A 22,393-nucleotide genomic window follows, 5' to 3' on the forward strand; every position below is an offset into this window, starting at 1 on the left:
ATGGCTTTTAAATTACGAGCATATAAAGAGCCGAATTTTTCGCTGAGAAAATTCAGCGATGCGCCGGATGCGGTGCTGCGCCTTGCCCCAAAGGACATGACAGCGCCTCAGAATTTTCACGCCACCTCCATTTTTCCGGAATATTTTAAGATCGATGGAAAATGGCGGCTTGCGGAAGAATCACGGATGGACTGCGTGGCAGTTTACGAAGAAGGGAAAATTCACGTAAGAGAGTTCCGCAATATAAAACAGGGAGACCGGATCGTCGTAGGCAGAACCGAGGAATGCGAGGAAGGTATCTACGTGCACGCCGACTGCTTTGAGCAGGAGGAAAATAAGGATACGCCTTTCTCCTTCCGCCAGAGCCGCAGCCGTGAGACTGCCTTCTCCTATGACTATGAACAGTTGATTGAACTTTTGAAACACGAGAGAAAGCACGGCTATGTGGTCTGGGTGCTGGGACCTGCCTGCGCCTTTGACTGTGAGGCCAGAGAAGCCTTTTCCAAGCTGGTCGCGGAAGGCTACGTGGATGCGCTGCTGGCGGGAAACGCCTTGGCTACCCACGACCTGGAGGCGGGACTTTTGGGAACCGCCCTCGGGCAGGATATCCGAACCCAGCGGCCCCACTTCAATGGACATTATAACCATATTGATACCATTAACAAGGTGAATCTCCATGGTTCCATACCAGCCTTTCTTGAGAAAGAAAAAATAAAAGACGGCATCATATACAGCTGTGTTAAGCACGATGTTCCGTTTATCCTTAACGGTTCGCTGCGGGACGACGGGCCGCTGCCGGAAGTATATGAACATACATATGTGGGTCAGGATGCGGTGAGAAGCCACATCAGCAAAGCGACTACAGTGATCGGTATGGCGACGGTGCTCCATACCATTGCCGCCGGAAACATGACTCCCAATTACCGGGTAATGTCCGACGGAACCATTCGCCAAATTTATTTTTATACCATAGATACCTCGGAATTTGCTGTCAATAAACTGGCGGACCGAGGCAGCCTGGCAGCCAAAGGGATCGTGACCAATGTGCAGGATTTTGTCTGCAATCTGGCAAAAGGCCTGAAGCTGTAAGCATGTAAACAGAGGAGATGAAGAAATGATTTCAGAGAAAATGAAACCGCTGATGGAGAATAATTCCGCCATTCGCACCATGTTCGAGGAAGGGGATAAAATGCGGGCCAAGTACGGCCGCGATCAGGTTTACGATTTCAGCCTGGGAAACCCCGATGCTCCCACGCCGCCGGAAGTCAATCAGGCCATCTGCGATATTGTTAAGGAAGAACCAGACCTGATCCTCCATGGCTATATGAGCAATGCTGGATTTGAAGATGTGCGGGAAACCATTGCCCAGCACATCAATAAGACCCAGGGCACCAACTTTTCCATGAAGAATATTTTAATGACAGTAGGCGCGGCCAGCGGACTCAACGTGGCCCTGAAAACCATTTTAAATCCAGGGGAAGAAGTGGTAATCTTTACCCCGTATTTCCTGGAATACAACTGGTATGTGAACAACTTCGACGGTGCTGTGGTTCAAGCTAAAACTGAGCCGACAACCTTCCAGCCGGACCTGGCTGCTTTCGAATCGTGTATCAGCGATCGGACCAGGGTGGTGCTGATCAATTCGCCCCACAACCCAACCGGCGTCGTCTACTCGGAGGAAACCATCAAGGGAATCGCTTCCATTTTGGAGAAAAAACAAAAGGAGCTCAACCGGACCATCTTTATCATTGCCGATGAGCCATATCGGGAGCTGGCCTATGATGGAATCAATGTGCCCTATGTGACCAAGTATTACGATAACACCATTGTGGCGTACTCTTACAGCAAATCATTGTCCCTGCCGGGAGAACGGATCGGTTATCTGGTTATCCCCGATGAGCTTGAGGAGAGCGAGCTGGTGTTCGATACCGCGTCCAATGCCAATCGAATCATCGGCTGCGTCAATGCTCCTTCCCTGCAGCAAAAGGTAATCGGCCGCTGTGTGGATGCCAAGGTGGATCTCAGCTATTATGACAAAAATAGAAAAGCGCTCTATGAAGGATTGAAGGAATGCGGCTTTGAATGTATCATGCCCCAGGGCGCATTTTATCTCTTCGTAAAGTCTCCGGTGGAAGATGAAGCGGAATTCTGCCAGGCAGCGAAAAAGTATAATATCCTGATGGTACCGGGCAGCGCCTTTGCCGGCCCGGGATATGTGCGGCTGGCTTACTGCGTTTCTTATGAGACGATTGTAAATTCCATGCCCGGGTTTAAAAAACTGGCGGCGGAATACGGATTATAAAAATCTGTTCTTTTTGAGAGGGTAGGTGCATGAAAACTGATTTGTTTCAAGCGGCTCTTTATGCAGCTGTGCCATGACTGGGATTACACCAAACTTCTAAATGTTAGAAGTTTGGTGTAGAATTTCAACATTTCCAAGGGTTGAATGGTGTCAACATCCTTGAAAATTTATATATCCCCAAATACCAGGCCCTCAAGCCCTGCTACGTGAAATTTGAAAAAAACATGAGCTGCTGCATAAAAAGTGATTTCCTTTATGCAGCAGCCCGATATAGCACAACAAATGAGCTGAGTCAACACAGCAAACTTGTATAAAAAAGGAAGGCCCGAGTAATTGACAATGGAAGAGAAAATAGGTTATAATCAGACATAGAAACGACAAATTTAATAACTCCGATTTTCGCATGACACCCTGTGCCGGCGAAAACGTCAGGGTAGCAAAAGCGATTTTGCTGCCTGCCATTGTGCAAAGGAGCGTCTTAAAAACCGTGGACAGCGGCAAGACATGCTTTGCATTTTTTGTTTGCGGAATTTATGTTAAATGTTGAAAGGAAGAGAAAAAATGAAGCGACTGAAGTTTAAGAAAGAGACGTGTATCGGTTGCCAGCTTTGTGCTCAGGTCTGCTCAGCGATGAAGGAAGGGGAATACGTTCCTTCAAAGGCAAGAATTTTCATTGAGACCTGTTATGACGACGGCAATCTAAAATATCACGACAACTACTGCATTTTATGCGGGCTGTGCGCAAAAGCATGTCCGGTAGATGCGATAAAAATCGGCGAATACATAGAGGTGGATATGGATCAGTGCATTGGCTGCGGAGCCTGCGCTGAAAAATGTCCGAAGAAAGTCGTGCGTATCAGAGACGAGAAGGCGTACATCTGCGATACCTGCAAGGGCGACCCGATGTGTGTAAAGACTTGTCCGCAGAACGCGCTGACATTTGAGTAGGGAGGAGGACAATCATGACAGAGAATAAAACAATGCTTGGATATCAAAACAAAGTACTGCGTATTGACCTGACGAAAAAGGGCGTGTCCTTCGAACCGCTGCGCATGGACTTTGCAAGAAAATACGTGGGATCAAAAGGACTGGCCATTCGATATATGTATGAAGAACTGGCGCCTGGAATCGATCCTCTTGGACCTGAAAATAAATTATTTTTGACAACCGGTCCCCTGACCGGAACTCCGGTTCCCTGCTCGGGAAAACTGTCAGTAGCGGCAAAATCACCGGCCACAGGAACTATGAACGACTGTTCCATCGGCGGCCATGTAGGCATCCGTCTTAAATTTGCCGGATACGATATGGTTATCTTTGAAGGAAAACTGGATAAGCCGGGATATGTGCTCATTGACGACGGAAAAATTCGTTTTATGGATGCATCTGATCTGTGGGGACTGGGATCCCATGAAGCAGAAAGCATTCTTTCCAAAAAATATGGAACCGAGTACAGCATCATGTCCATCGGACCTGCCGGCGAAAATCTGAACATCATGTCCTGCATCAATTCCGACTACTACAGACAGGCTGGAAGAGGCGGAATCGGCGCCGTAATGGGATCCAAAAATATGAAAGCGATCGTCATCCGGGGAACCGGCGGCGTAAAAGTAAACGATATTGAAAACACGACGAAGCGAATCGTTGAGCTTCTTCGTGAAAACGTAGTAACCGAGGACAACGATTTTATCTATCACGATGGTACGACTGCGTTCCTGGAGGCCTGCAACGACGGCGGAATCCTTCCATGGAAGAATTTCTCCGATGCAACGGACGAAAAATGGACCGAATACAATGGCGATGTGCTGAAAAAGTACAGAGTCGGTAAGCGGGGCTGCGGAAGCTGCGGCCTGGGCTGCGGAAACTTCCTCAAGATCGGCGATGCCATCTGCGAGGGACCTGAATATGAATCCATTTCCGTTGCCGGCCCCAACGCAGGAATCCGCGACCCGGAAAAGATCGTAAAATTCAATGAAGTGGCTGACAATATGGGACTGGATACCATCAGTGCCGGAGATACGATCATCTGGGCTATGGAAATGACGGAAAAGGGCATCCACGACTTTGGCATCAAGTTCGGAGAAGCCGATAAAATGATTCACTACTTGGAACTGATTGCGAAAAATGAAGGCGTGGGCAAGGATCTGGCCCTGGGCACAAAGCGCGCATCCGAGAAATTCGGCGGCACAGAATTCGCAATGCAGGTTAAGGGACTGGAATATCCTCAGTATGAACCACGCGGTTCCTGGGCTATGTCCGTATCCTACGCAGTATCCGACAGAGGCGCCTGCCACATGCGTTCTTATGCTCCCAATTTGGAAGTATTCGAAGCAGCTGCACCGCCGTATACGGGCGAGAATAAAGGACAGCTGGTCTATGATCTGGCAGAGTTCAACGCCATTAAATTCTCCCTCTGTATCTGCGACTTCTGGGGATCGATTACATACGAAATCATGGCAGAGCTGCTGACCATGGTTACCGGAACCGAATGGACGGTGGAAGACATGTCTAAGATCGGACGCCGCGTCATCAACATCGGCCGGGCATTCAATCAGAGAGAAGGATTTGACCGCAAGAACGATACCGTTCCCAAGCGTGTCGTAACCGAGGCTCTGCAGAACGGTCCTGCAAAGGGACAGGTGATTCCGCAGGAAGTCTTTGATGATATGCTGAGCCAGTATTATGAGGTTATGGGATGGGATGAAAACGGCATGATGCCGGAAGAACTGATCGCTTCCTTGCTCTAATACAAAAAACTTCAAAAATTGGCTTTTTGCCATAGCAAAAATGATGTATAATAAAAGAGTGTTTGGATAATATCCTATACACTCTTTTTTGCAAGGAGGAACTATGGAAATCACAATCACACTCAGAGGCACGCTCCGCAAGTACTTTGGCCAGGATAAAGAGCGGAAGGTGGAGGTGCCCGATAACTGCACCTGCGACGAAGCATTGCAGGCAGTAGGTATCAATTACAAAGAGATCCCCAGTTTTGGGTTCGTGGCAGTCAATGGCATGCGCGTCATGATCTATGACCGGCTGTCGCCAGGGGATGAGCTGAAGGCATACTCGAGGATTTCGGGAGGCTGATCGGCGGGTCCGTTGTTACTGAACACACAAGGAAGGGTACTATGTTTGAAAAACACCTGGGTAAAATGAAACACAAAATGGAGGTCGCGGTCATCGGGCTGGCGATCGTAGTAATCGTGTTAGGTGTGTGTGCGTTCTTGCAGTTCACCAAGCCTTTCGCAATATCGGAAGACGGGGTGAAAGTGGAAGAGCCTTGGGTGGTGAAAGTAGGCGATAACGAAGCCTTCGTCGTCGCCAGCGAAAAAGAAGGAAAAGCTGTTATCGAGGGGATAAAAAGCAGCTATGTAACGGAGAACACGAAAAAGGAAGCTACAACCTTGTCTCCGGAAGTAACCATAGTGGCAAAAGAATTGAAAAGAGGCGATGAATCGCCCACTGTCGTGGAAGCGGATGATGCGGTGACACAAGTGGTCGCGGCAAACAAAACCGCTGAGCCGATGATAACGGTGACCACAACAGAAGAGGTGGCAAAGACAGAAGCCATCGACTATAAGACAGAATATAAGGAAAACAGCAAGCTCTACCTTGGCGAAGAAAAGGTAGCGACAAAGGGCAAAAAAGGTAAAAAGACCATTGTCAGCCAGGTGACTAAGCAGAACGGCCAGATTGTATCTGAAGAAGTGATCGCTACGACTGTGGACCAAAAGCCGGTTGCCAAAGTTATCGAAAAAGGAACCAAAACCATGACGGCCGACAAGGCATCTCAGGTTGTCTCTAGAGGCGGAGCAGCTATGGGAAGGGGCTCTGGTAAAGAAGTGGTTAATTATGCTCTGCAGTTCGTGGGCAATCCGTATGTATACGGCGGAACCAGCTTGACCAACGGAACCGACTGTTCCGGATTCACCATGAGCGTGTACGCCAAATTCGGCGTTTCACTTCCTCATTCATCCAGTGCGCAACGATCCTGCGGCAAGGAAGTACCTTACAGCGAAGCAAAACCAGGCGATATTATCTGTTATGCGGGACATGTAGCCATCTATATCGGAAATGGCAAGATCGTTCATGCCAGTACGCCGAGTACCGGAATTAAGGTCAGCAGCGCAACTTATAAAAACATCATTACTGTAAGAAGAATTATCGAGTAACAAAGGCAGGGGATTATGAGAGCAGCAATTTCAAAAAATAGAGGAAAGATGCTGAAGATTGCAGCAGCAGGTTTGAGTCTAGTGCTTCTAATTCTTGCAGTCTGTATCTATCTTCAGATGACAAAACCTTACGCTATTACGGATAATGGGGCCAGAATACAGGAACCATGGGCAGTAAAAATAGGCGATCAGGAAACGTTCATTGTTGCCAGTCAAAAAGAAGGACAGGCGGTCATCGACGGCATCAAACAAAAATACAGCACCGCCAATACCAAGAAAGGGGAGACTAGCCTTTCTCCGGAGATAACCGTGGAGAAAAAGGCGCTGAAACGCAGCGACGAGAAAGTGAACGTTGTGGAGGCGCAGGACGCGGTTGAGCAAATCTATACGGCGGCTGCGTCTGGTAACCCGATGGTAGCGGTTACGACGGTGGATCAAGTTTCGCGAACAGAAACGATTGCATATCAGACGGAATACCGAATCGATGATAACCTGGATAAAGGGCAGAAGAAAATTGTAGCCCAAGGACAGGAGGGCGGAAAACTAATCACTAGTCAAGTGGTTCGAGTAAATGGCAGCACGCTGTCAGAAGAAGTGATATCGGAAAAAGTAACGCGCCAGCCTGTAGCGATGGTAGTCGCCAAAGGCAATGATTCCGTAAAAGAAGACGGAACCTTGACAGCGGCAAAAGAAAAGGAAACGGCTAAGGCCCCAGATACGGAGCAGCCTAAGCCTGCGGAAGAACCAACGACAGAACCGCAGCAGCAGCCTGAACAGAAAGCACCCCAGCCGGCAACAGCGGCTGCGGCAAAAGAGCCAAGCAAAGCCACTCAGCCTGCGACTGAAGCGATAAAGCCGTCTGTGGACAATACCAAACCGTCCAAGCAGACAACGGAAAAACCGACCGCGAATACGGAAAAAGAGACGAGCACAGCAAAACCCGAGAAGGAGCCAACCACTCCTCCGGATAAGGAAACCAAACCCCCGGTTACGACCAATAAAGGACAGGCAGTCGTGGATTATGCCTTGCAGTTTGTCGGCAACCCGTATGTGTACGGTGGTTCCAGCCTGACAAACGGCACCGATTGTTCCGGTTTTACCATGAGTGTGTATGCCAAATTCGGCATCAAGCTTCCCCATTCCTCCAGCGCTCAGCGCTCCTGTGGAAGAGGGGTATCCTACAGCGAGGCAAAACCAGGTGATATTATCTGTTATGACGGCCACGTAGCGCTTTATATGGGAGGCGGTCAGATCGTCCACGCCAGCAATCCTACGGACGGGATTAAAATCAGCAAGGCGACTTATAAACCAATTCTAGCCGTAAGAAGGATCATTGAATGATGACTGCTGATAGATACGAGAGAAATATCGGTACAATTTCACTGGCAGAAAACGAGAAACTGCGAAACTCTTGGGTTTTGGTAGCTGGCTGCGGCGGCTTGGGAGGCCATGTAATCGAGGGTCTGGCCAGACTGGGAGTGGGTCAAATCACAGCCGTGGACGGAGACGTTTTTTCAGCCAGCAATTTGAACAGGCAGCTTCTCTCTACAGAAAGGACACTTGGACGCTACAAAGCCCTGGAAGCTCAGGAGAGGATTAAAATGGTCAACTCAGAGGTGCAGATCCATCCTTTGTGTCATTATATTGACGAGAACAATGTGGACGGCATTATAACGGATCGTTATGATGCCGTTGTCGATGCTTTGGATAATATAAAGGCCAGACGTCTTTTGGAACAAGGATGCCGGGAGCAAAAGCTCCCGTTGGTTCACGGTGCCATCGCCGGCTGGCATGGGCAGGCCGCGGTGATCATGCCGGGGGACGACCTCTTTGATAAAATCTACCCTGCTGGTTCTAATAAAGGTGCCGAGCAGGAAACTGGAAACCCAAGCTTCACGCCTGCAATGGTAGCAGCGGTCCAAGTGGCGGAGACCGTAAAGGTGCTCCTTGGAAAACCACAGATTTTGCGCAATCGTCTGCTGACCATCGATCTGCTCAATCAGGAATATGAAGTGATTCGATTCTGATCTGAATGTGGAAGATGTTTGAATCTAAGGGGAATTATGATAGTTTTATGGTAATTTGCCTTGACAGACGGGTTGATTTCATGCGAAAATACCAATGGCTGCTGAGATGACGCAGCGGGCCGGATCATTGCCCAAAATGATCCTTACAACTGAATAGAAAATGTTCCGAGTCAATACAGCCTAACCGTCCGCAGCAAAAGGCGCATGGCACTTGACCGTTCAGGGTCCTAGAGGAAACTCTCCGGCCTCCCAGTGTGGAAAGGAATACGATGTATGTCAAAATACAGAATATAACCTTTCATTTCAATGCAATGAAAGGTTTTTTGTTCTGTTTTTTGGGTAAATTATTTTTGTTACTGAGGAGGAGAAAAAATGAGAAGTAAGAAGAGAGTGTTTGCATGCGTGCTGGCGCTGATGATGGTATTTTCCACAGCAGCTATGCTGAGTGCATGCGGCAGCGGAGACGACAAAGAAGCGGCCAAAGAGCCGGCCAATCCCAAGCTGATTTTGGCAACCACCACCAGCACCAAGGACAGCGGACTTTTAGATTCGATTCTGCCTGAATTCGAGAAGGAAAGCGGCTACAAAGTTGACGTTGTATCCGTAGGATCCGGCGAAGCCATGGCAATGGGCGAAAAGGGCGAAGCAGACGTACTGCTCGTACACTCACCTGCTGCTGAAAAGGAATATGTGGAAGGCGGCCATGCGGACAAAGACGGAAGACTGGACGTTATGTACAATGACTTTGTTGTACTGGGACCAAAGGATGATCCGGCGGCCATCGAAAAGAACGCAAAAGAAGACGCAATTAAGGCTTTCACAACCATTAAGGACCAGAAAAAAAAGTTCGTATCCAGGGCAGATGACTCCGGTACCCACAAGAAAGAACTTTCTATTTGGGAAAAGGCAAAGATTGAACCGAAAGGCGACTGGTACATCGAAGCTGCGGCTGGAATGGGCGATGTAATCACCATGACCGATGAAATGGTGGGCTACACCCTTTCCGATCGTGCAACCTGGCTCAACGTGGGCAAAAACACTCAGCTGAAGATCGTCAGCGAAAAAGACCCAAGCGGCGTGCTCAACAACCAGTACGGCGTTATCTGTGTAAATCCTGAAAAGAATGAAAACATCAACGCTGAGGGTGCGAAAGCATTCCAGAACTGGATCGTTTCAGAAGCAACACAGAAGCTGATCGGTGAATACGGAGTGGAAGAATATGGACAGGCTCTGTTCGTTCCCAACGCAAAATAACGGATTTGATAAGCAAAGGACGGGAGACAATCCTGTCCTTTTTTGATATAATAGGACTGATTTGAGAAAGGATCATTTATGGATGCAATTGGACATGGAATTATCGAAGCCTTTAAACTGATCTTTGCCGGCGACGGGGAAATTTTTGAAATCGTAGGGCTATCTCTCTACGTTTCTTGCTTTTCTGTGGTGTTTTCCACTTGCGCTGGCATACCTCTGGGTATTCTCCTGGGAACGCACCAATTCAGAGGCAAAGGCGTCGTAGTCAGATTAATTTACACCTTTATGAGCCTGCCCCCTGTCATCGCGGGATTGACGGTATTTCTGATTCTGATGCGGAGAGGACCGCTGGGAAGTTTGCAGCTGAATTATACGGTGACGGCGATGATTATCGCTCAAATCTGCCTTGTGACGCCCATCATCATCGGCCTGACTTACAATTTGGTAAAAGAAAAGGCGCCTGTAGTAAACCGCCTGGGCATGACCCTGGGAGCGGAACGGCTGGACCGGATGAAACTGCTCATTTACGAGATGCGCGTGGGCATTACCACGGCTGTTGTTACCGGATTTGGCAGGGCCATCTCCGAAGTGGGAGCCGTTATGATTGTCGGCGGCAATATCAAAGGACAGACCCGGGTTATGACCACCTATATTTCAGAATTGAAAGGCATGGGAAACTATGACCGCGCCATAGCCGTGGGCATTATCCTGCTGACCCTTTCATTTTTGGTAAACGCTGTATTGTATAATTTTCAGGAACGGGAAAGCAGATAGGAGGTGCGGCTTGGAACTGAGATTTGAAGAGCTGACACGGGCATATGAAGGAAAAAAAGTGCTGGATCTGAAAGCAGGAGCCATTGTCAGCGGCAGCAGGACCGGGGTCATCGGGCCTAACGGAGCCGGAAAGAGCACGCTGCTCAACCTGATCGGCGGACTGGACCGGGCTGACGGGGGCCGGATTTATTACGATGGACAAAAACAAATTCCAAAGAATGAAATTACTCAGGTCTTCCAGACCCCTTATTTGATTACGACCACCGTAGAAAAAAATATTGCCTACCCGCTGAAGCTGCGGGGATGGGGTGAAGATGAAATTGAGGAAAGAGTCGCCCAGCTCTGCCAGGAGCTGGATTTAACCGGCATGAGAAAGAAAAAGGCTTGGAAGCTGTCGGGGGGAGAAACCCAAAAAGTTGCTTTAGCCAGAGCGCTGTCCTTTCACCCCAGACTGCTGCTGCTGGATGAGCCGACAGCAAATATCGACCCTTCCACCACGGCAGAAATCGAAAAGATGCTGATAAAAATCAACGAGGAAGAGAAAACTACCGTTGTCTTGGTCACCCACAACCTGGCTCAGGCCAAAAGGACCTGCGACCGATGTTTGTTCCTCAAAAGCGGGCAGCTGATCGAAACGGGCAGGGCGGATCAGATACTGGCAAATCCCAAGGAGGAATTGACCAGAAAATTTATAGCAGGAGAACTGCTGATTTAAGGAGCGATAGCGATGCGAGTCATTATGGTAAAAGGGTTTTCAAAAACAGGGAAAACGACCACGGTTACGCAGATCATTAAAGAACTGCGCAGGCGGGGATACAGCGTGGGAACGGTAAAGGATATTCACTATGAGAAGTTTGCCATGGATCATCCGGGGACGGATACCTATAAGCACACCCAGGCAGGGGCCCAGCGGGTAACTGCGCTGGGAGAGAAGGAGACGGACATCCTGCTGTCGCGCAGGATGGACATTGACGCTGTCCTGAAATATTATAAAGAGGATTTTGTCATCCTGGAGGGCGACAGCGGCGCAGACTGCCCGGCAATTTTGACCGGAGCGACCGAGGAGGATCTGGCAAAACGCATGACCGATCAAGTGATCGCTGTATCGGGGATCATTTCCGGAAAACTGGACCATTACGGCCGGCTTCCGGTGATTAATTGTTTAGAGGAGGTAGAGAAAATGGCTGATTTAATCGAGAAAGCTACTGAAGAACAAAAACAGGAGGCAGATGTAATTCTGACTATCGACGGAGTAGAAATTCCTATGGTGCCATTTGTTAAGAATACGCTGAAAAACGTGGTTATTGGTGCGGTGAAAGCGCTGGATGGCTATGAAGAAGGAAAAGAGATTGCAATCCGGGTGAAAGGATGAGAGATATAAAAGAAATTTTGGACTGCCAGAAGGCATATTTTAAAACAGGAGCCACCAGGAGCATCGCTGCCCGCGAATCAGCGCTGGAGTCACTCAAGAATAAGATTCGCAGTATGGAATACGAAATCTTGGAAGCACTGAAACAGGACCTGGGGAAGAGCGCTCCCGAAGGCTACATGAGCGAAGTGGGAATGGTTCTAGAGGAAATCTCATACATGCAAAAGCACTTGAAAGGGCTGGCAAAGGAAAAACGGGTAAAAACTCCGCTGGTACAGTTTCACTCGAAAAGCTATGTCAAGCCCTGCCCTTATGGAACCGTTCTGATCATGAGCCCCTGGAATTATCCTTTCCTCTTGACCATGGCGCCCCTTGTGGATGCCCTGGCAGCGGGAAATACGGCCATTTTAAAGCCCGGTAACGCATCTGCCCATACCAGCAGAATCATGGCCAGGCTGGTGGAAAAGACCTTTTCGCCCCAATTGGTTACAGTGGTGGAAGGCGGCCGGGAAGCTAACAGCCTGCTGTTGGAGCAAAAATTCGACTACATATTTTTCACCGGCGGCAAAACGGTGGGAAGGCTGGTTATGGAAAAGGCGGCCAGGCATTTGACGCCTGTTTCGCTGGAGCTGGGAGGAAAGAGCCCTTGTGTGGTGGACGAGACGGCAAACCTGCCGCTGGCTGCCAAGCGGATCGTCTTTGGCAAGTTTCTCAATTTGGGTCAGACCTGTGTGGCGCCGGATTATCTTCTGGTGCAGCGAAACGTGAAAGATGAGCTCCTGGCCCATATAGAAAAAGCTATCCGCATCCAATTCGGCACCATGCCCCTCGCCAATTCGGATTATGGCAATATCATCAATGAAAAACATTTTCAGCGGCTGATCGGATTGATCCAGGGACAGACGGCCCGGATCGGCGGCAAATACGATGATTGCCGGAGGATGGAGCCCACTGTGCTGACGGATGTGACCATGGAAAGTCCGGTCATGCAGGAAGAAATTTTCGGACCGGTGCTGCCGGTTTTAGAATTCGACGATATCGAAGAGGCCATAAAGATGATCGAAAAGCATCCGACCCCACTGGCGCTCTATGTATTTACACAGAACAAGTCGGTTAAAGAAAAACTGACTGAGGAAATTGCCTTTGGGGGCGGATGCATCAATGATACGATTATTCACTTAGCTTCCACCAGCATGGGCTTTGGCGGCGTGGGAGAAAGCGGTATGGGCGCCTATCACGGAAAGACCGGATTCGACACCTTTACCCATTACAAAAGCCTGGTGGACAAAAAGACCTGGATCGATCTCCCGTTCCGCTATGCGCCTTATGCCCGGTGGAAAACAAAGATCGTCCGTGCGTTTATCAAATAAGTTATTTGAGGGCCACATCCAATTCGAACCAGAAGGAAGTTCCTTCTCCCAGAGTGCTGTCAACGCCGTAATTGGCCTTGTGCAGAGAAAGAATTTCCTTTACGATGGAAAGACCCAGACCTGTTCCGGTGGTGGAACGGACCATGTTGGAGCTGGCTTTATAATACCGTTCCCAGATATGAGGCAGTTCTTCCGCCGGGATACCGACTCCGTGATCCTGCACCTGGCATAGTACGTGGCGGCCTCGTTTTTTAATAACTACATTGACGGTTTTATCTTCTCCGCAGAACTTGAGCGCGTTGTTGATCAGATTGGAGAATACCTGTTTCATCCTTTCCGGATCCGCATCCACCAGAATGTCGCCGCGGCAGTCCAAATTAATGTTATAGCCGTCTTCCTCCATCAGAAGCTTGTAGGACAGCAGAATGCCTTCCACTGCTTCTTTGATGTTAAAATGGGTTTTCTTGATGACAATAGCGCCCGACTGCATTCTCGATAAGGTCAGCATGTCGTTTACCAAAAGGTTTAGCCTGTCCGCCTCGTCGATGATGACCTGGAGGTGGGCGTTTCTTTTTTTGGGATTGTCTCCGGAAAGATCGCGGATCATTTCCGCATAAGACTTGACCATGGTCAGCGGAGTCCGCAGATCGTGGGAAACGTTGGCGATCAAATCCTTCTGGAGCATCGTCGACTTTTCCAGTTCAATGGAAGCCCGGGTCAGCGTGTCTGCCAGATTGTTCAGTTCCGTATAGTGGCCCCCTTTGAAAACGACGCCGTATTGTCCCTGAGCCAGTTTTCCGGCTGAATTGGTAATATTCCGGATCGGCGTAGTGATACGGGTGGCCAGGTAGATGGCTAGGATCAGGGCCAGGGCCAGAGATATGGCGGTGACGTAGGCCAGCTGGTTGGTCAATATTTCGATGGTGGTCGAAACCGGCCACAGCGGAGAAAACACATAGGCAATTAAATCCGGCTTGTCAGCCTCGGCTAAAAGTAATGTTCCGCAGGCCAGCATTCTTTTGGAATCTTTTCCTTTGCCGATGGGAAGCTGAACGGAAGTCTGATGTTTCAGCTCCATCTCTTCCCGCACCCGCTGCATTTCGTAGCTGTAATCCCGGGGATAATTATCGCGGAAGGAAGCAAAAAACGGCGCGCCGCCTAGTTGGGTGATATAGATGGTCATATCCACCGAATCAGCCAAATTGTTCATATTGGTATAAAAGGCGCTCAAATCATCCTTTTCATACGCCTCCTCAATGGTGGTGACCACTTTTTCTGTCTTGGCCTTTTTCATGGTCACATAGAAGGTGTTGAGAAATAAAACCTGCAGGAACCAGAGCACCAGCATGAGCAAAACGGCAAATATGATAAAGTATAAACATACTTTAAATTTTATACTGTTTACGTCGATCTTAAACTTCAAATTTATAACCTACTCCCCTGAGCGTGACGATGTAGTCACGATATTTTCCAAGATTGTTTCTGAGATTTTTGATGTGGGTGTCGATGGTGCGGTCATCGCCGAAAAAGTCGTATCCCCAAATGTCGGACAGCAGTTTGTCCCTGGACAGGGCAATGTTTCTGTTCTCCACCAGATAGAACAAAAGGTCATATTCCTTAGGCGTCAATTCAATTTTTTCCCCATCCACGGTGACGGTTCTGGCCGCGATGTTAATGCATAGCCCCTCAAATTCCAAAACCTGGGGCTGTGTCTGAGAGCCGCCCTGACGTCTTGAAAGCACGGCATTGACCCTGGCCATCAGTTCCTTGGGGCTGAAGGGTTTGACCACGTAATCGTCGATCCCCAGCTCAAAGCCGAACAACTTATCGTACTCCTCGCTTCTGGCGGAAAGCATGATAATAGGAATATCCTTAATCTTTTTGATCTCCTTGCAGGCGGTGAATCCGTCAAGCTTGGGCATCATGATATCCATGATGATCAAATCATAATCGTTGAGCTTGCAAAGACCCACAGCAGTCATACCGTCAGCGGCCTCTGTAACCTCAAATCCGTTGAATTCCGAATATTCTCGAATAACCTCTCGTATTTTCTGTTCATCATCCACAACTAAAATTTTTGACATAGACAGTCTCCTCCCCGATTCTGAATTCCTATTCTACACAATAGCGTCATTATGTGACTTTTGTGTGATAGGTATGTAGTTATTGTATCATAATTATTTTAAAACATCTGGAAATTTTGATTAAATTTTTAGTTGACAGTCAAAAATCCTTATGATAAAATTAACAATTTATTTACTTGACATACCTGTAAAAGGTGACTTATACTTAATATTAGGTATAGACTGGAGGTAAGTAGTATGTATACCATAGGTGATAAAATTGTATATCCAATGCATGGTGCCGGGATCATCGAGAAAATCGAAGAAAAAGAGATCCTGGGCGAACACAGAGAGTACTATGTCCTGAATGTGCCTTGCGGTGACATGAAGATCATGATACCGGTGGATACCAGTGATGAGATTGGCGTAAGATATATCATCAGTGCGGAAGAGATCCAGACGATTCTTTCCGTATTGGCCGACGTATCTTCAGAAATGCCGCATAACTGGAATCGGCGGTACCGCGAAAACATGGAAAAATTAAAGACCGGTAACGCGGTCGAGGTAGCAGAGGTTGTAAGAAACCTGACTCGTACGGACCGAAAGAAAAAGCTGTCTACGGGAGAGAAAAAGATGCTTACCAATGCAAGACAGATCCTGCTGAGCGAAATGGTTCTGGCAGGGGGCATGGATACGGCCAAGGCCGACGTTCTTATTGACGAAGCTGTATAATCTACAGGCTCCGTTAATAAGGCCTGCGGGCCGCTTGTGAACAAAGAGGCTATACCGAACATGTAACCGAATATGGGGAAAGGAGGTGAAGGGATGCTGAAAAAATTAATGCGAGTTGTTTTTTCGATCGTAGGCGCCATAGTAGGCTATGGTGTATTTTTATTGGCTAAGTTTCTAGTTGGACTGTCCGATTACGGGGAAAAAATCAACCTGTCCAGCACGCAGGAACTCTGCGTGGCTGCTTTATTCGTACTTATCTTTGGATTAATATTTTTCAGGTTGACACCTACGCTGGGAAAACAGAGCAGCAAGGTTGCAGATAACATTGAGACGGATCTGCAGAAAATTTCTACCAATGATATTGTCATGGGCACGGTAGGACTGATCGCAGGATTAATTATTGCCTACCTGATCAGTAGAATTTACGTGGGAGTTATGAACCCGATCCTGGATGTGGTTTTGAACATTATTACCTATTTTGTCTTGGGATTTTTGGGCGTTGTCATTGCCACCAGAAAGGGGCCGGACATCCGCGCAGCCTGGTTCACATCCAAAAAAGCTGGAAGCTCGGGAGGAAAGGGCAAGGGGAAGCATGATGCTACGCCCAAGATTTTTGATACCAGCGTGATTATCGACGGCAGGATCGCCGATATTATGAAGACCGGATTCATTGAAGGACCGATTGTAATTCCTGAATTTGTACTCGTTGAGCTGCGGCACATTGCCGATTCATCGGATTCATTGAAACGAAATCGCGGACGCCGCGGGTTGGACATCCTAAATAAAATTCAAGGCGATTATGGCATCGAAATTTATAATACGGCATCAGAAAAAGCTCTGGATGAAATTCCGGAAGTGGACGTAAAGCTTTTGAAGCTGGCCCAGATCATGAACGGCAAGGTAGTTACAAACGATTTTAATCTGAACAAAGTAGCTGGAATTAAGGGCGTGGATGTGCTGAATATCAATGAACTGGCAAATACTCTCAAGCCGGTGGTACTGCCGGGAGAAGAAATGACACTGTTCCTGGTAAAAGAAGGAAAAGAGAACAACCAGGCCGTCGCATATTTGGACGACGGAACGATGATTGTCGTAGAAGAAGGCAGACGCTATATCGGAAAGACGATCAAGGTGTTAGTCACCAGCGTGCTGCAGACATCAGCCGGAAGAATGATCTTTGCCAAACCCCGCGTAAAATAGTAGGAGACCGCAAATGTACAACAATAAAAAAATCGCCGCTATTATCGCAGCTGCCGGGCTGGGCAGACGTATGGGCAGCGACGTTCCTAAGCAGTACCTGAAAATTGGAGGCGAACCGATCTTGCTGAAAACGTTGCATGCCTTTTGCAGCGCTCCCTATATCGACTATATTTTTATTGTTACTAATAAGGATTACATACCGTACTGCCTGCAAATGAAAGAGGACTATAGGCTGGATAAGGTGGTGTCCGTCGTCGAGGGCGGAAAGGAACGGCAGGATTCCGTATACCAAGCACTGCAGGAGGTAAATCGCTGCCGGCCCGGCGTGGAATACGTGCTGGTCCATGATGGAGCAAGGCCTTTTGTCAGTCAGGAAACCATCGATTATGTGGTCCAGGCAGCTGCCGGCGTAGGCGCTGCCATTGCCTGTGTCCCGGTTAAGAACAGCATTCGCAGAGGTGAAGGCGAGAGCAGCTACAACGTTGAACGCAAGAACCTGTATTCAGTCCAAACGCCCCAGGGCTTCAAAAAATCCATTTTAATGGAGGCTTATGAGCAGGCATTTTCCGATGGCTACTACGGTACGGATGATGCCAGCCTGGTGGAACGGATCGGACAGCCCGTTGAGCTGGTGATGGGTCAGTATGACAATATAAAAATTACGACGAAAGAGGATATGCCTATGGAAAGCAGAATAGGAGCAGGCTTTGACGTGCATCGTCTGACGGAAGGAAGGCCCTTGATCCTGGGCGGCGTTGAGATTCCCTTTGAAAAGGGGCTGCTTGGCCATTCGGATGCGGATGTGCTGATTCACGCTTTGATGGACGCCCTGTTGGGCGCTGCCGCTCTGGGAGATATCGGCAGACACTTTCCCGATAACGATCCCCAATATAAGGACATTTCCAGTATGAAACTCCTGGAAAAGGTGAAAAAGCTCATCGACGAGGAATTCTACGGGATCAGCAATGTGGACATTACCGTGATGGCGGAGCGTCCCAAGATCAAATCGTACATTGACGATATGACCGAAAAGATTGGGGAAGCGCTGGAAATCGACAAAAGCAAGATAAACATCAAAGGGACGACCACCGAAAAGCTGGGGTTTGTCGGACGGGAAGAAGGCATTGCGGCGCAGGCGGTCTGCCTGCTTTATAGATAACACAAAAAGGAGATAACGCAAGAAAATGAGACTATCGAACATGCATTTGAAAACCTTGAGAGAAGTACCCAACGAGGCCGAAATACCGAGCCATATTCTGCTGCTTCGAACCGGTATGATACGCAAACTGGTTTCCGGTGTCTACGGGTTTATGCCTCTTGGATGGAGATCCCTTCGTAAAATAGAAGAGATTATACGCCAAGAGATGGATCGGGCCGGAGGACAGGAAATCCATATGTCGGCCGTACAGCCGGCCGAACTCTGGGAAGAATCCGGCAGATGGTACGCCTATGGACCGGAGCTTTGGAGACTGAAAGACCGCAACGGCAGGGACTTTTGTCTGGGGCCGACCCATGAAGAAATCTTTACGGATATCATACGCAGCGATGTTTCTTCCTACCGTCAGCTGCCTCTGAATTTATACCAGATTCAGACCAAATACCGGGATGAAGCCCGCCCTCGTTTCGGACTGATGAGAAGCAGAGAATTCATCATGAAGGACGCCTATTCCTTTGATAAGGACCAGGCGGGACTTGATAAAAGCTATGAAGAGATGTATGAAGCTTATGAGAAAATTTTCACCCGCTGCGGCCTGACCTTCCGTCCGGTTGAAGCGGATACGGGAGCCATCGGCGGAAGCAATTCCCATGAATTCACGGCTCTCTCCGAGGTGGGCGAAAGCGAGATCGCTTACTGTGAAAAATGCCAGATGGCAGCGACCGTGGAACGAGCTGCATGTGTGGATGCGCCGGCTTTCTCGGAAACGGAGCTGCCCATGGAAGAAGTTCATACCCCGGGAACCAAGACCATTGAAGAAGTGGCCGATTTTCTAGGCATCAAACAGGAGGAGACCATCAAGGCTCTGCTCTTTGTTACCTATGATGAAGAGGGAAAAGAAAACGGTTATGTGGCAGCGTTTGTCAGAGGAGACCGAGAACTGAACATGACCAAGCTGATCAACGCACTCAAGATTCCGGAGCATTCGATTGAGTTTGCAGACGAGGAAAAAATGGGTGATGCCACGGGCTGCGTAGGCGGATTTACCGGACCGACAAAGCTTCACGATTGTACCATTGTCGTTGACAGTGAGCTGCCGGGGCTGAAGAACCTCTGCGCCGGTGCCTGCAAAGTGGATCACCATTTGAAAAACGTCAACTATGGCAGAGATTATAAAGCGGATATCATAACCGATATCAAGACCCTGAAAGCGGGCGATCCATGCCCGGTATGCGGTGCGCCGATCAAACATGCCCGCGGTATTGAGGTGGGCCAGGTTTTTAAACTGGGAACCAAGTACAGCGAGTCCATGGGCGCTACTTATAAAGACGAGAACCAGCAGGATCAGCTGATTGTAATGGGCTGCTACGGCATCGGCGTGACCAGAACCCTGGCGGCCGTTGTCGAACAGCATCACGATGAAAATGGAATTATCTGGCCCATGTCCGTCGCTCCTTATCATGTGATCATCACCGTGATGAAAGAAAACGATGAGACACAGATGGAGCTGGCGGAACGCATCAGCGGCGAATTGGAAGCCGCAGGGGTGGAAGTGCTGCTGGATGATCGGAAAGAACGCCCCGGCGTCAAATTTAAAGATGCGGATCTTCTGGGTATTCCGGTTCGGATCACCGTAGGAAGAGGCGCAGCAGACGGCATGATCGAATATAAGTTGAGAAGAGATGCAGACAAGGAAGAGATTTCCGCGGAAGAAGGAGTTCAGCGGGCAATCGAAATCGTGAACAAGGAGAAATAAATGGAGTTTCTTTCTTTGATGGAGATCATCGGTACTGTAGCATTTGCTGTTTCCGGGGCCCTGGTTGCCATTGAAAAAGAGCTGGACTATTACGGAATCGCTTTTCTAGCGATTATCACATCGGTGGGCGGCGGCATTCTGCGGGATATCCTCATTAATCTGCCTCTGCCTTTGGCGTTGGCAAACCCGCTGTACGTGCTCATCAGCATCGGTACTGCGGCAGTGGTGATTCTGTTCTATAAAAAATTTGTCAGACATCAGCACATTGTTTTGTTTTTTGATGCCATCGGTCTGGCTGCCTTTACCGCCATCGGCGCTGAGGCCGCTTTGGTCCATGAAGTCTATACGCCTTTCGTGGTCATAACCTTAGCGGTGCTCACAGGAACCGGCGGCGGCATTCTGCGGGATGTTTTCGCCAAAAGGATTCCTTTTGTGTTCAGAAAAGAAGTCTATGCGGTGGCGTGCATCATCGGGGCAGCCGCCTTCATGGGGGCTTACTATTATCTGAATCAGGTTCGCCTGGCCATGTATATCTGCTTTGGCGTGACCCTTGCAGTGCGGCTGATCGCCATTAAAATGAACTGGCATTTGGCAAAAGTAAAACGGATTGAGGAAAGTGATGACGAAGAGCAAAAAGACGGCAATTAAAGAACACGCAAGTCTCTTCTGGGAATTTTTTAAGATCGGCCTTTTCACCATCGGCGGCGGAATGGCTATGCTGCCATTGATTCAGAAGGTGGCGGTAGAGGATAAAAAATGGATGGATGCTGAGGATATGATCGATTGTCTGGCGGTCAGCCAGGCCATGCCCGGTGTGATTGCCATCAACAGCGCCACCTACATCGGCAGACGCCGCAATGGGATTACAGGTTCATTGGCAGCGACCCTGGGGGTGATCATGCCCTCCTTTCTGATTATCATCGCAGTTGTGACTCTGCTGGGAACCGTGGGACAGAACAAATATGTAGACGGAGCCTTTACCGGGATCAAGGCGGCGGTATGCGGCCTGGTCATCGTATCGGCCTGCAAGCTGGGGAAACAGGTTTTAAAGGATCCCTTTACCTGGATCGCGGCGATCGCAGCCTTTGCGGCCATCGCAATATTTCGAATCACCGCTCTTTGGGCGATTATTGCCGGAGCGGCAGCCGGAATTCTCTATCTGATTATCCGTGAACACAGGAGGGCAGAAAAATGATTTATGCGTATCTGTTTTCCATGTTCTTTCGCATCGGTTTGTTCAGCTTTGGCGGCGGGCTCGCCATGCTGCCTTTGATCTTTCAGAGCGTCCAGGATTTCGGGATCATGTCGGCTCATGAATTTTCCAACTTGGTGGCCCTTTCCCAAGTAACGCCCGGTCCCATCGCCGTTAACGCGGCCACTTACGTGGGCCTTAACTACGCGGGCCTTCCGGGAGCGATGATCGCTACCCTGGGCGTGTGTCTGCCTTCCTTCGTGCTGATTCTGATTGTCATGAAGTTTATGGAAAAGTTCAAAGAAAGCAAAGGGCTGGAAGGTGCGTTCCTGGGCATTCGACCGGTAACGGTGGGGCTCATTGGTGCGGCAGCCATCTTTGTGGCCGAAACTTCACTGGTCAATGGGGAACTCTTTTCCACAAAAATATTTACAAATCCCGGATCTTATATCAATCCGATTCCCTGCGTCATTTTTGCGGTGACCTTGATTCTGGCGGGGAAGTTCAAAGTGAGTCCCATTAAAATTACGATTTTAATGGCAGTAGTAGGAGCAGTAGTATGTGGGTAGGCGGCGTAAGAGTAATTATACTGGATGATCAAAAACGAGTTCTCATGGTGCGGCAGCATCACGAAGGCAGGGACATCTGGATGGTGCCCGGCGGCGGCATTGAAGAAGGAGAGACCTCCAGCCAGGCCGGTGTGCGGGAAGTCCTGGAAGAAACCGGCCTGCAGGTGGAGATGGGAAAACTGATCTGGCATGTGGAAGAGGTTTCGGAAAAACGGGGCCAGCGCTTTGTCAATTTCTTTCTGGCCCAGTTGGTGGGAGGCAATTTAGAACTGGGATCTGACCCGGAATTCGATGAAAACTCACAGGTGCTGAGAGAAGTGCGCTTTATGTCCCGGGAAGAAATGTGCCATTTGGAGGTGCTGTATCCGGAGTACCTGAAAGATGAGCTGTGGAGATTCCTGGAAGAAGATTATTATGGCTATAATGCTTTTAAAATAAGAACTTGATCAGGAGGACA

At 48.9% G+C, this 22,393-nt stretch carries 23 protein-coding genes and 1 riboswitch; of the genes, 21 read left to right on the top strand and 2 right to left on the bottom strand.

Going from position 1 to position 22,393, the window contains the following annotated elements:
* The 13 genes from NIA71_RS16480 (at position 1) to NIA71_RS16540 (ending at position 13,268) form a co-directional block, all read left to right on the top strand.
* Positions 1-1,089 carry a hypothetical protein gene (locus tag NIA71_RS16480; protein ID WP_253020991.1) on the top strand — a complete coding sequence of 363 codons (1,089 nt, stop codon included), beginning with the start codon at positions 1-3 and terminating at the stop codon, positions 1,087-1,089.
* Positions 1,090-1,114: 25 nt separating this feature from the next.
* Complete coding sequence (locus NIA71_RS16485) at positions 1,115-2,302, top strand: pyridoxal phosphate-dependent aminotransferase (protein WP_253020992.1); 1,188 nt, start codon at positions 1,115-1,117, stop codon at positions 2,300-2,302.
* Positions 2,303-2,863: 561 nt separating this feature from the next.
* On the top strand, positions 2,864-3,250 hold the full coding sequence (locus NIA71_RS16490) for a 4Fe-4S binding protein (protein ID WP_253020993.1): 387 nt from the start codon (positions 2,864-2,866) through the stop codon (positions 3,248-3,250).
* 14 nt (positions 3,251-3,264) lie between these two features.
* Positions 3,265-5,046 carry an aldehyde ferredoxin oxidoreductase family protein gene (locus tag NIA71_RS16495; protein ID WP_148397535.1) on the top strand — a complete coding sequence of 594 codons (1,782 nt, stop codon included), beginning with the start codon at positions 3,265-3,267 and terminating at the stop codon, positions 5,044-5,046.
* 103 nt (positions 5,047-5,149) lie between these two features.
* Entirely contained in the window at positions 5,150-5,389 is a 240-nt protein-coding gene (locus NIA71_RS16500) for a MoaD/ThiS family protein (protein ID WP_148397534.1), read from the top strand.
* Between the two features lie 41 nt (positions 5,390-5,430).
* Positions 5,431-6,474 carry a C40 family peptidase gene (locus tag NIA71_RS16505; protein ID WP_253020994.1) on the top strand — a complete coding sequence of 348 codons (1,044 nt, stop codon included), beginning with the start codon at positions 5,431-5,433 and terminating at the stop codon, positions 6,472-6,474.
* Between the two features lie 15 nt (positions 6,475-6,489).
* Positions 6,490-7,815 (top strand): NlpC/P60 family protein, encoded by a 1,326-nt coding sequence (locus NIA71_RS16510; protein WP_253020995.1) that lies wholly within the window; start codon positions 6,490-6,492, stop codon positions 7,813-7,815.
* Positions 7,812-8,501: a HesA/MoeB/ThiF family protein gene (locus NIA71_RS16515; RefSeq protein ID WP_253020996.1), complete on the top strand. Its 690-nt coding sequence runs from the start codon at positions 7,812-7,814 to the stop codon at positions 8,499-8,501. The genes NIA71_RS16510 and NIA71_RS16515 overlap by 4 nt, the downstream gene beginning before the upstream one ends.
* Before the next feature lie 151 nt (positions 8,502-8,652).
* Positions 8,653-8,782: riboswitch (molybdenum cofactor riboswitch) on the top strand.
* A gap of 91 nt (positions 8,783-8,873) precedes the next feature.
* The gene (locus NIA71_RS16520) at positions 8,874-9,755 is read left to right on the top strand and encodes a substrate-binding domain-containing protein (protein ID WP_148397532.1); all 882 of its coding nucleotides are present in this window, start codon (positions 8,874-8,876) and stop codon (positions 9,753-9,755) included.
* 78 nt (positions 9,756-9,833) lie between these two features.
* The gene (locus tag NIA71_RS16525; protein WP_148397531.1) at positions 9,834-10,529 is read left to right on the top strand and encodes an ABC transporter permease; all 696 of its coding nucleotides are present in this window, start codon (positions 9,834-9,836) and stop codon (positions 10,527-10,529) included.
* A gap of 10 nt (positions 10,530-10,539) precedes the next feature.
* The gene (locus tag NIA71_RS16530; RefSeq protein WP_253020997.1) at positions 10,540-11,244 is read left to right on the top strand and encodes an ABC transporter ATP-binding protein; all 705 of its coding nucleotides are present in this window, start codon (positions 10,540-10,542) and stop codon (positions 11,242-11,244) included.
* A gap of 12 nt (positions 11,245-11,256) precedes the next feature.
* Positions 11,257-11,901, top strand: a complete 645-nt coding sequence (gene mobB, locus NIA71_RS16535) for a molybdopterin-guanine dinucleotide biosynthesis protein B (RefSeq protein WP_253020998.1) — start codon at positions 11,257-11,259, stop codon at positions 11,899-11,901.
* Positions 11,898-13,268 (top strand): aldehyde dehydrogenase, encoded by a 1,371-nt coding sequence (locus NIA71_RS16540; protein WP_253020999.1) that lies wholly within the window; start codon positions 11,898-11,900, stop codon positions 13,266-13,268. The genes mobB and NIA71_RS16540 overlap by 4 nt, the downstream gene beginning before the upstream one ends.
* A gap of 1 nt (position 13,269) precedes the next feature.
* On the opposite strand, the gene NIA71_RS16545 is transcribed toward NIA71_RS16540, so the two are convergent.
* Both NIA71_RS16545 and NIA71_RS16550 read right to left on the bottom strand, forming a co-directional pair.
* A complete protein-coding gene (locus tag NIA71_RS16545; RefSeq protein WP_148397527.1) occupies positions 13,270-14,691 on the bottom strand; it encodes a sensor histidine kinase in 1,422 nt (473 codons plus the stop codon).
* The gene (locus NIA71_RS16550; RefSeq protein WP_148397526.1) at positions 14,681-15,352 is read right to left on the bottom strand and encodes a response regulator transcription factor; all 672 of its coding nucleotides are present in this window, start codon (positions 15,350-15,352) and stop codon (positions 14,681-14,683) included. The genes NIA71_RS16545 and NIA71_RS16550 overlap by 11 nt, the downstream gene beginning before the upstream one ends.
* Positions 15,353-15,589: 237 nt before the next feature.
* Between NIA71_RS16550 and NIA71_RS16555 the strand changes: the two genes are divergently transcribed.
* The 8 genes from NIA71_RS16555 to NIA71_RS16595 all read left to right on the top strand — a co-directional run bounded on the left by NIA71_RS16555 (position 15,590) and on the right by NIA71_RS16595 (position 22,382).
* Entirely contained in the window at positions 15,590-16,063 is a 474-nt protein-coding gene (locus tag NIA71_RS16555) for a CarD family transcriptional regulator (protein ID WP_148397525.1), read from the top strand.
* A 93-nt stretch (positions 16,064-16,156) separates the two neighbouring features.
* On the top strand, positions 16,157-17,263 hold the full coding sequence (locus NIA71_RS16560; protein ID WP_148397524.1) for a PIN/TRAM domain-containing protein: 1,107 nt from the start codon (positions 16,157-16,159) through the stop codon (positions 17,261-17,263).
* A gap of 13 nt (positions 17,264-17,276) precedes the next feature.
* Positions 17,277-18,422 carry a 2-C-methyl-D-erythritol 4-phosphate cytidylyltransferase gene (gene ispD / locus NIA71_RS19990; protein ID WP_269478796.1) on the top strand — a complete coding sequence of 382 codons (1,146 nt, stop codon included), beginning with the start codon at positions 17,277-17,279 and terminating at the stop codon, positions 18,420-18,422.
* 25 nt (positions 18,423-18,447) lie between these two features.
* A complete protein-coding gene (locus NIA71_RS16575; RefSeq protein WP_253021000.1) occupies positions 18,448-20,175 on the top strand; it encodes a proline--tRNA ligase in 1,728 nt (575 codons plus the stop codon).
* On the top strand, positions 20,176-20,823 hold the full coding sequence (locus tag NIA71_RS16580; RefSeq protein WP_148397521.1) for a trimeric intracellular cation channel family protein: 648 nt from the start codon (positions 20,176-20,178) through the stop codon (positions 20,821-20,823).
* Positions 20,795-21,370 carry a chromate transporter gene (locus NIA71_RS16585; RefSeq protein ID WP_148397520.1) on the top strand — a complete coding sequence of 192 codons (576 nt, stop codon included), beginning with the start codon at positions 20,795-20,797 and terminating at the stop codon, positions 21,368-21,370. Before NIA71_RS16580 ends, NIA71_RS16585 begins: the two co-directional genes overlap by 29 nt.
* Positions 21,367-21,936 carry a chromate transporter gene (locus NIA71_RS16590; protein ID WP_148397519.1) on the top strand — a complete coding sequence of 190 codons (570 nt, stop codon included), beginning with the start codon at positions 21,367-21,369 and terminating at the stop codon, positions 21,934-21,936. Before NIA71_RS16585 ends, NIA71_RS16590 begins: the two co-directional genes overlap by 4 nt.
* A complete protein-coding gene (locus NIA71_RS16595) occupies positions 21,927-22,382 on the top strand; it encodes an NUDIX domain-containing protein (RefSeq protein WP_148397518.1) in 456 nt (151 codons plus the stop codon). The genes NIA71_RS16590 and NIA71_RS16595 overlap by 10 nt, the downstream gene beginning before the upstream one ends.
* Positions 22,383-22,393 lie beyond the last annotated feature (11 nt).

It is taken from the genome of Ihubacter massiliensis, from assembly GCF_024125305.1.
Taxonomy (GTDB): Bacteria; Bacillota; Clostridia; order Peptostreptococcales; family Anaerovoracaceae; genus Hominibacterium; species Hominibacterium faecale.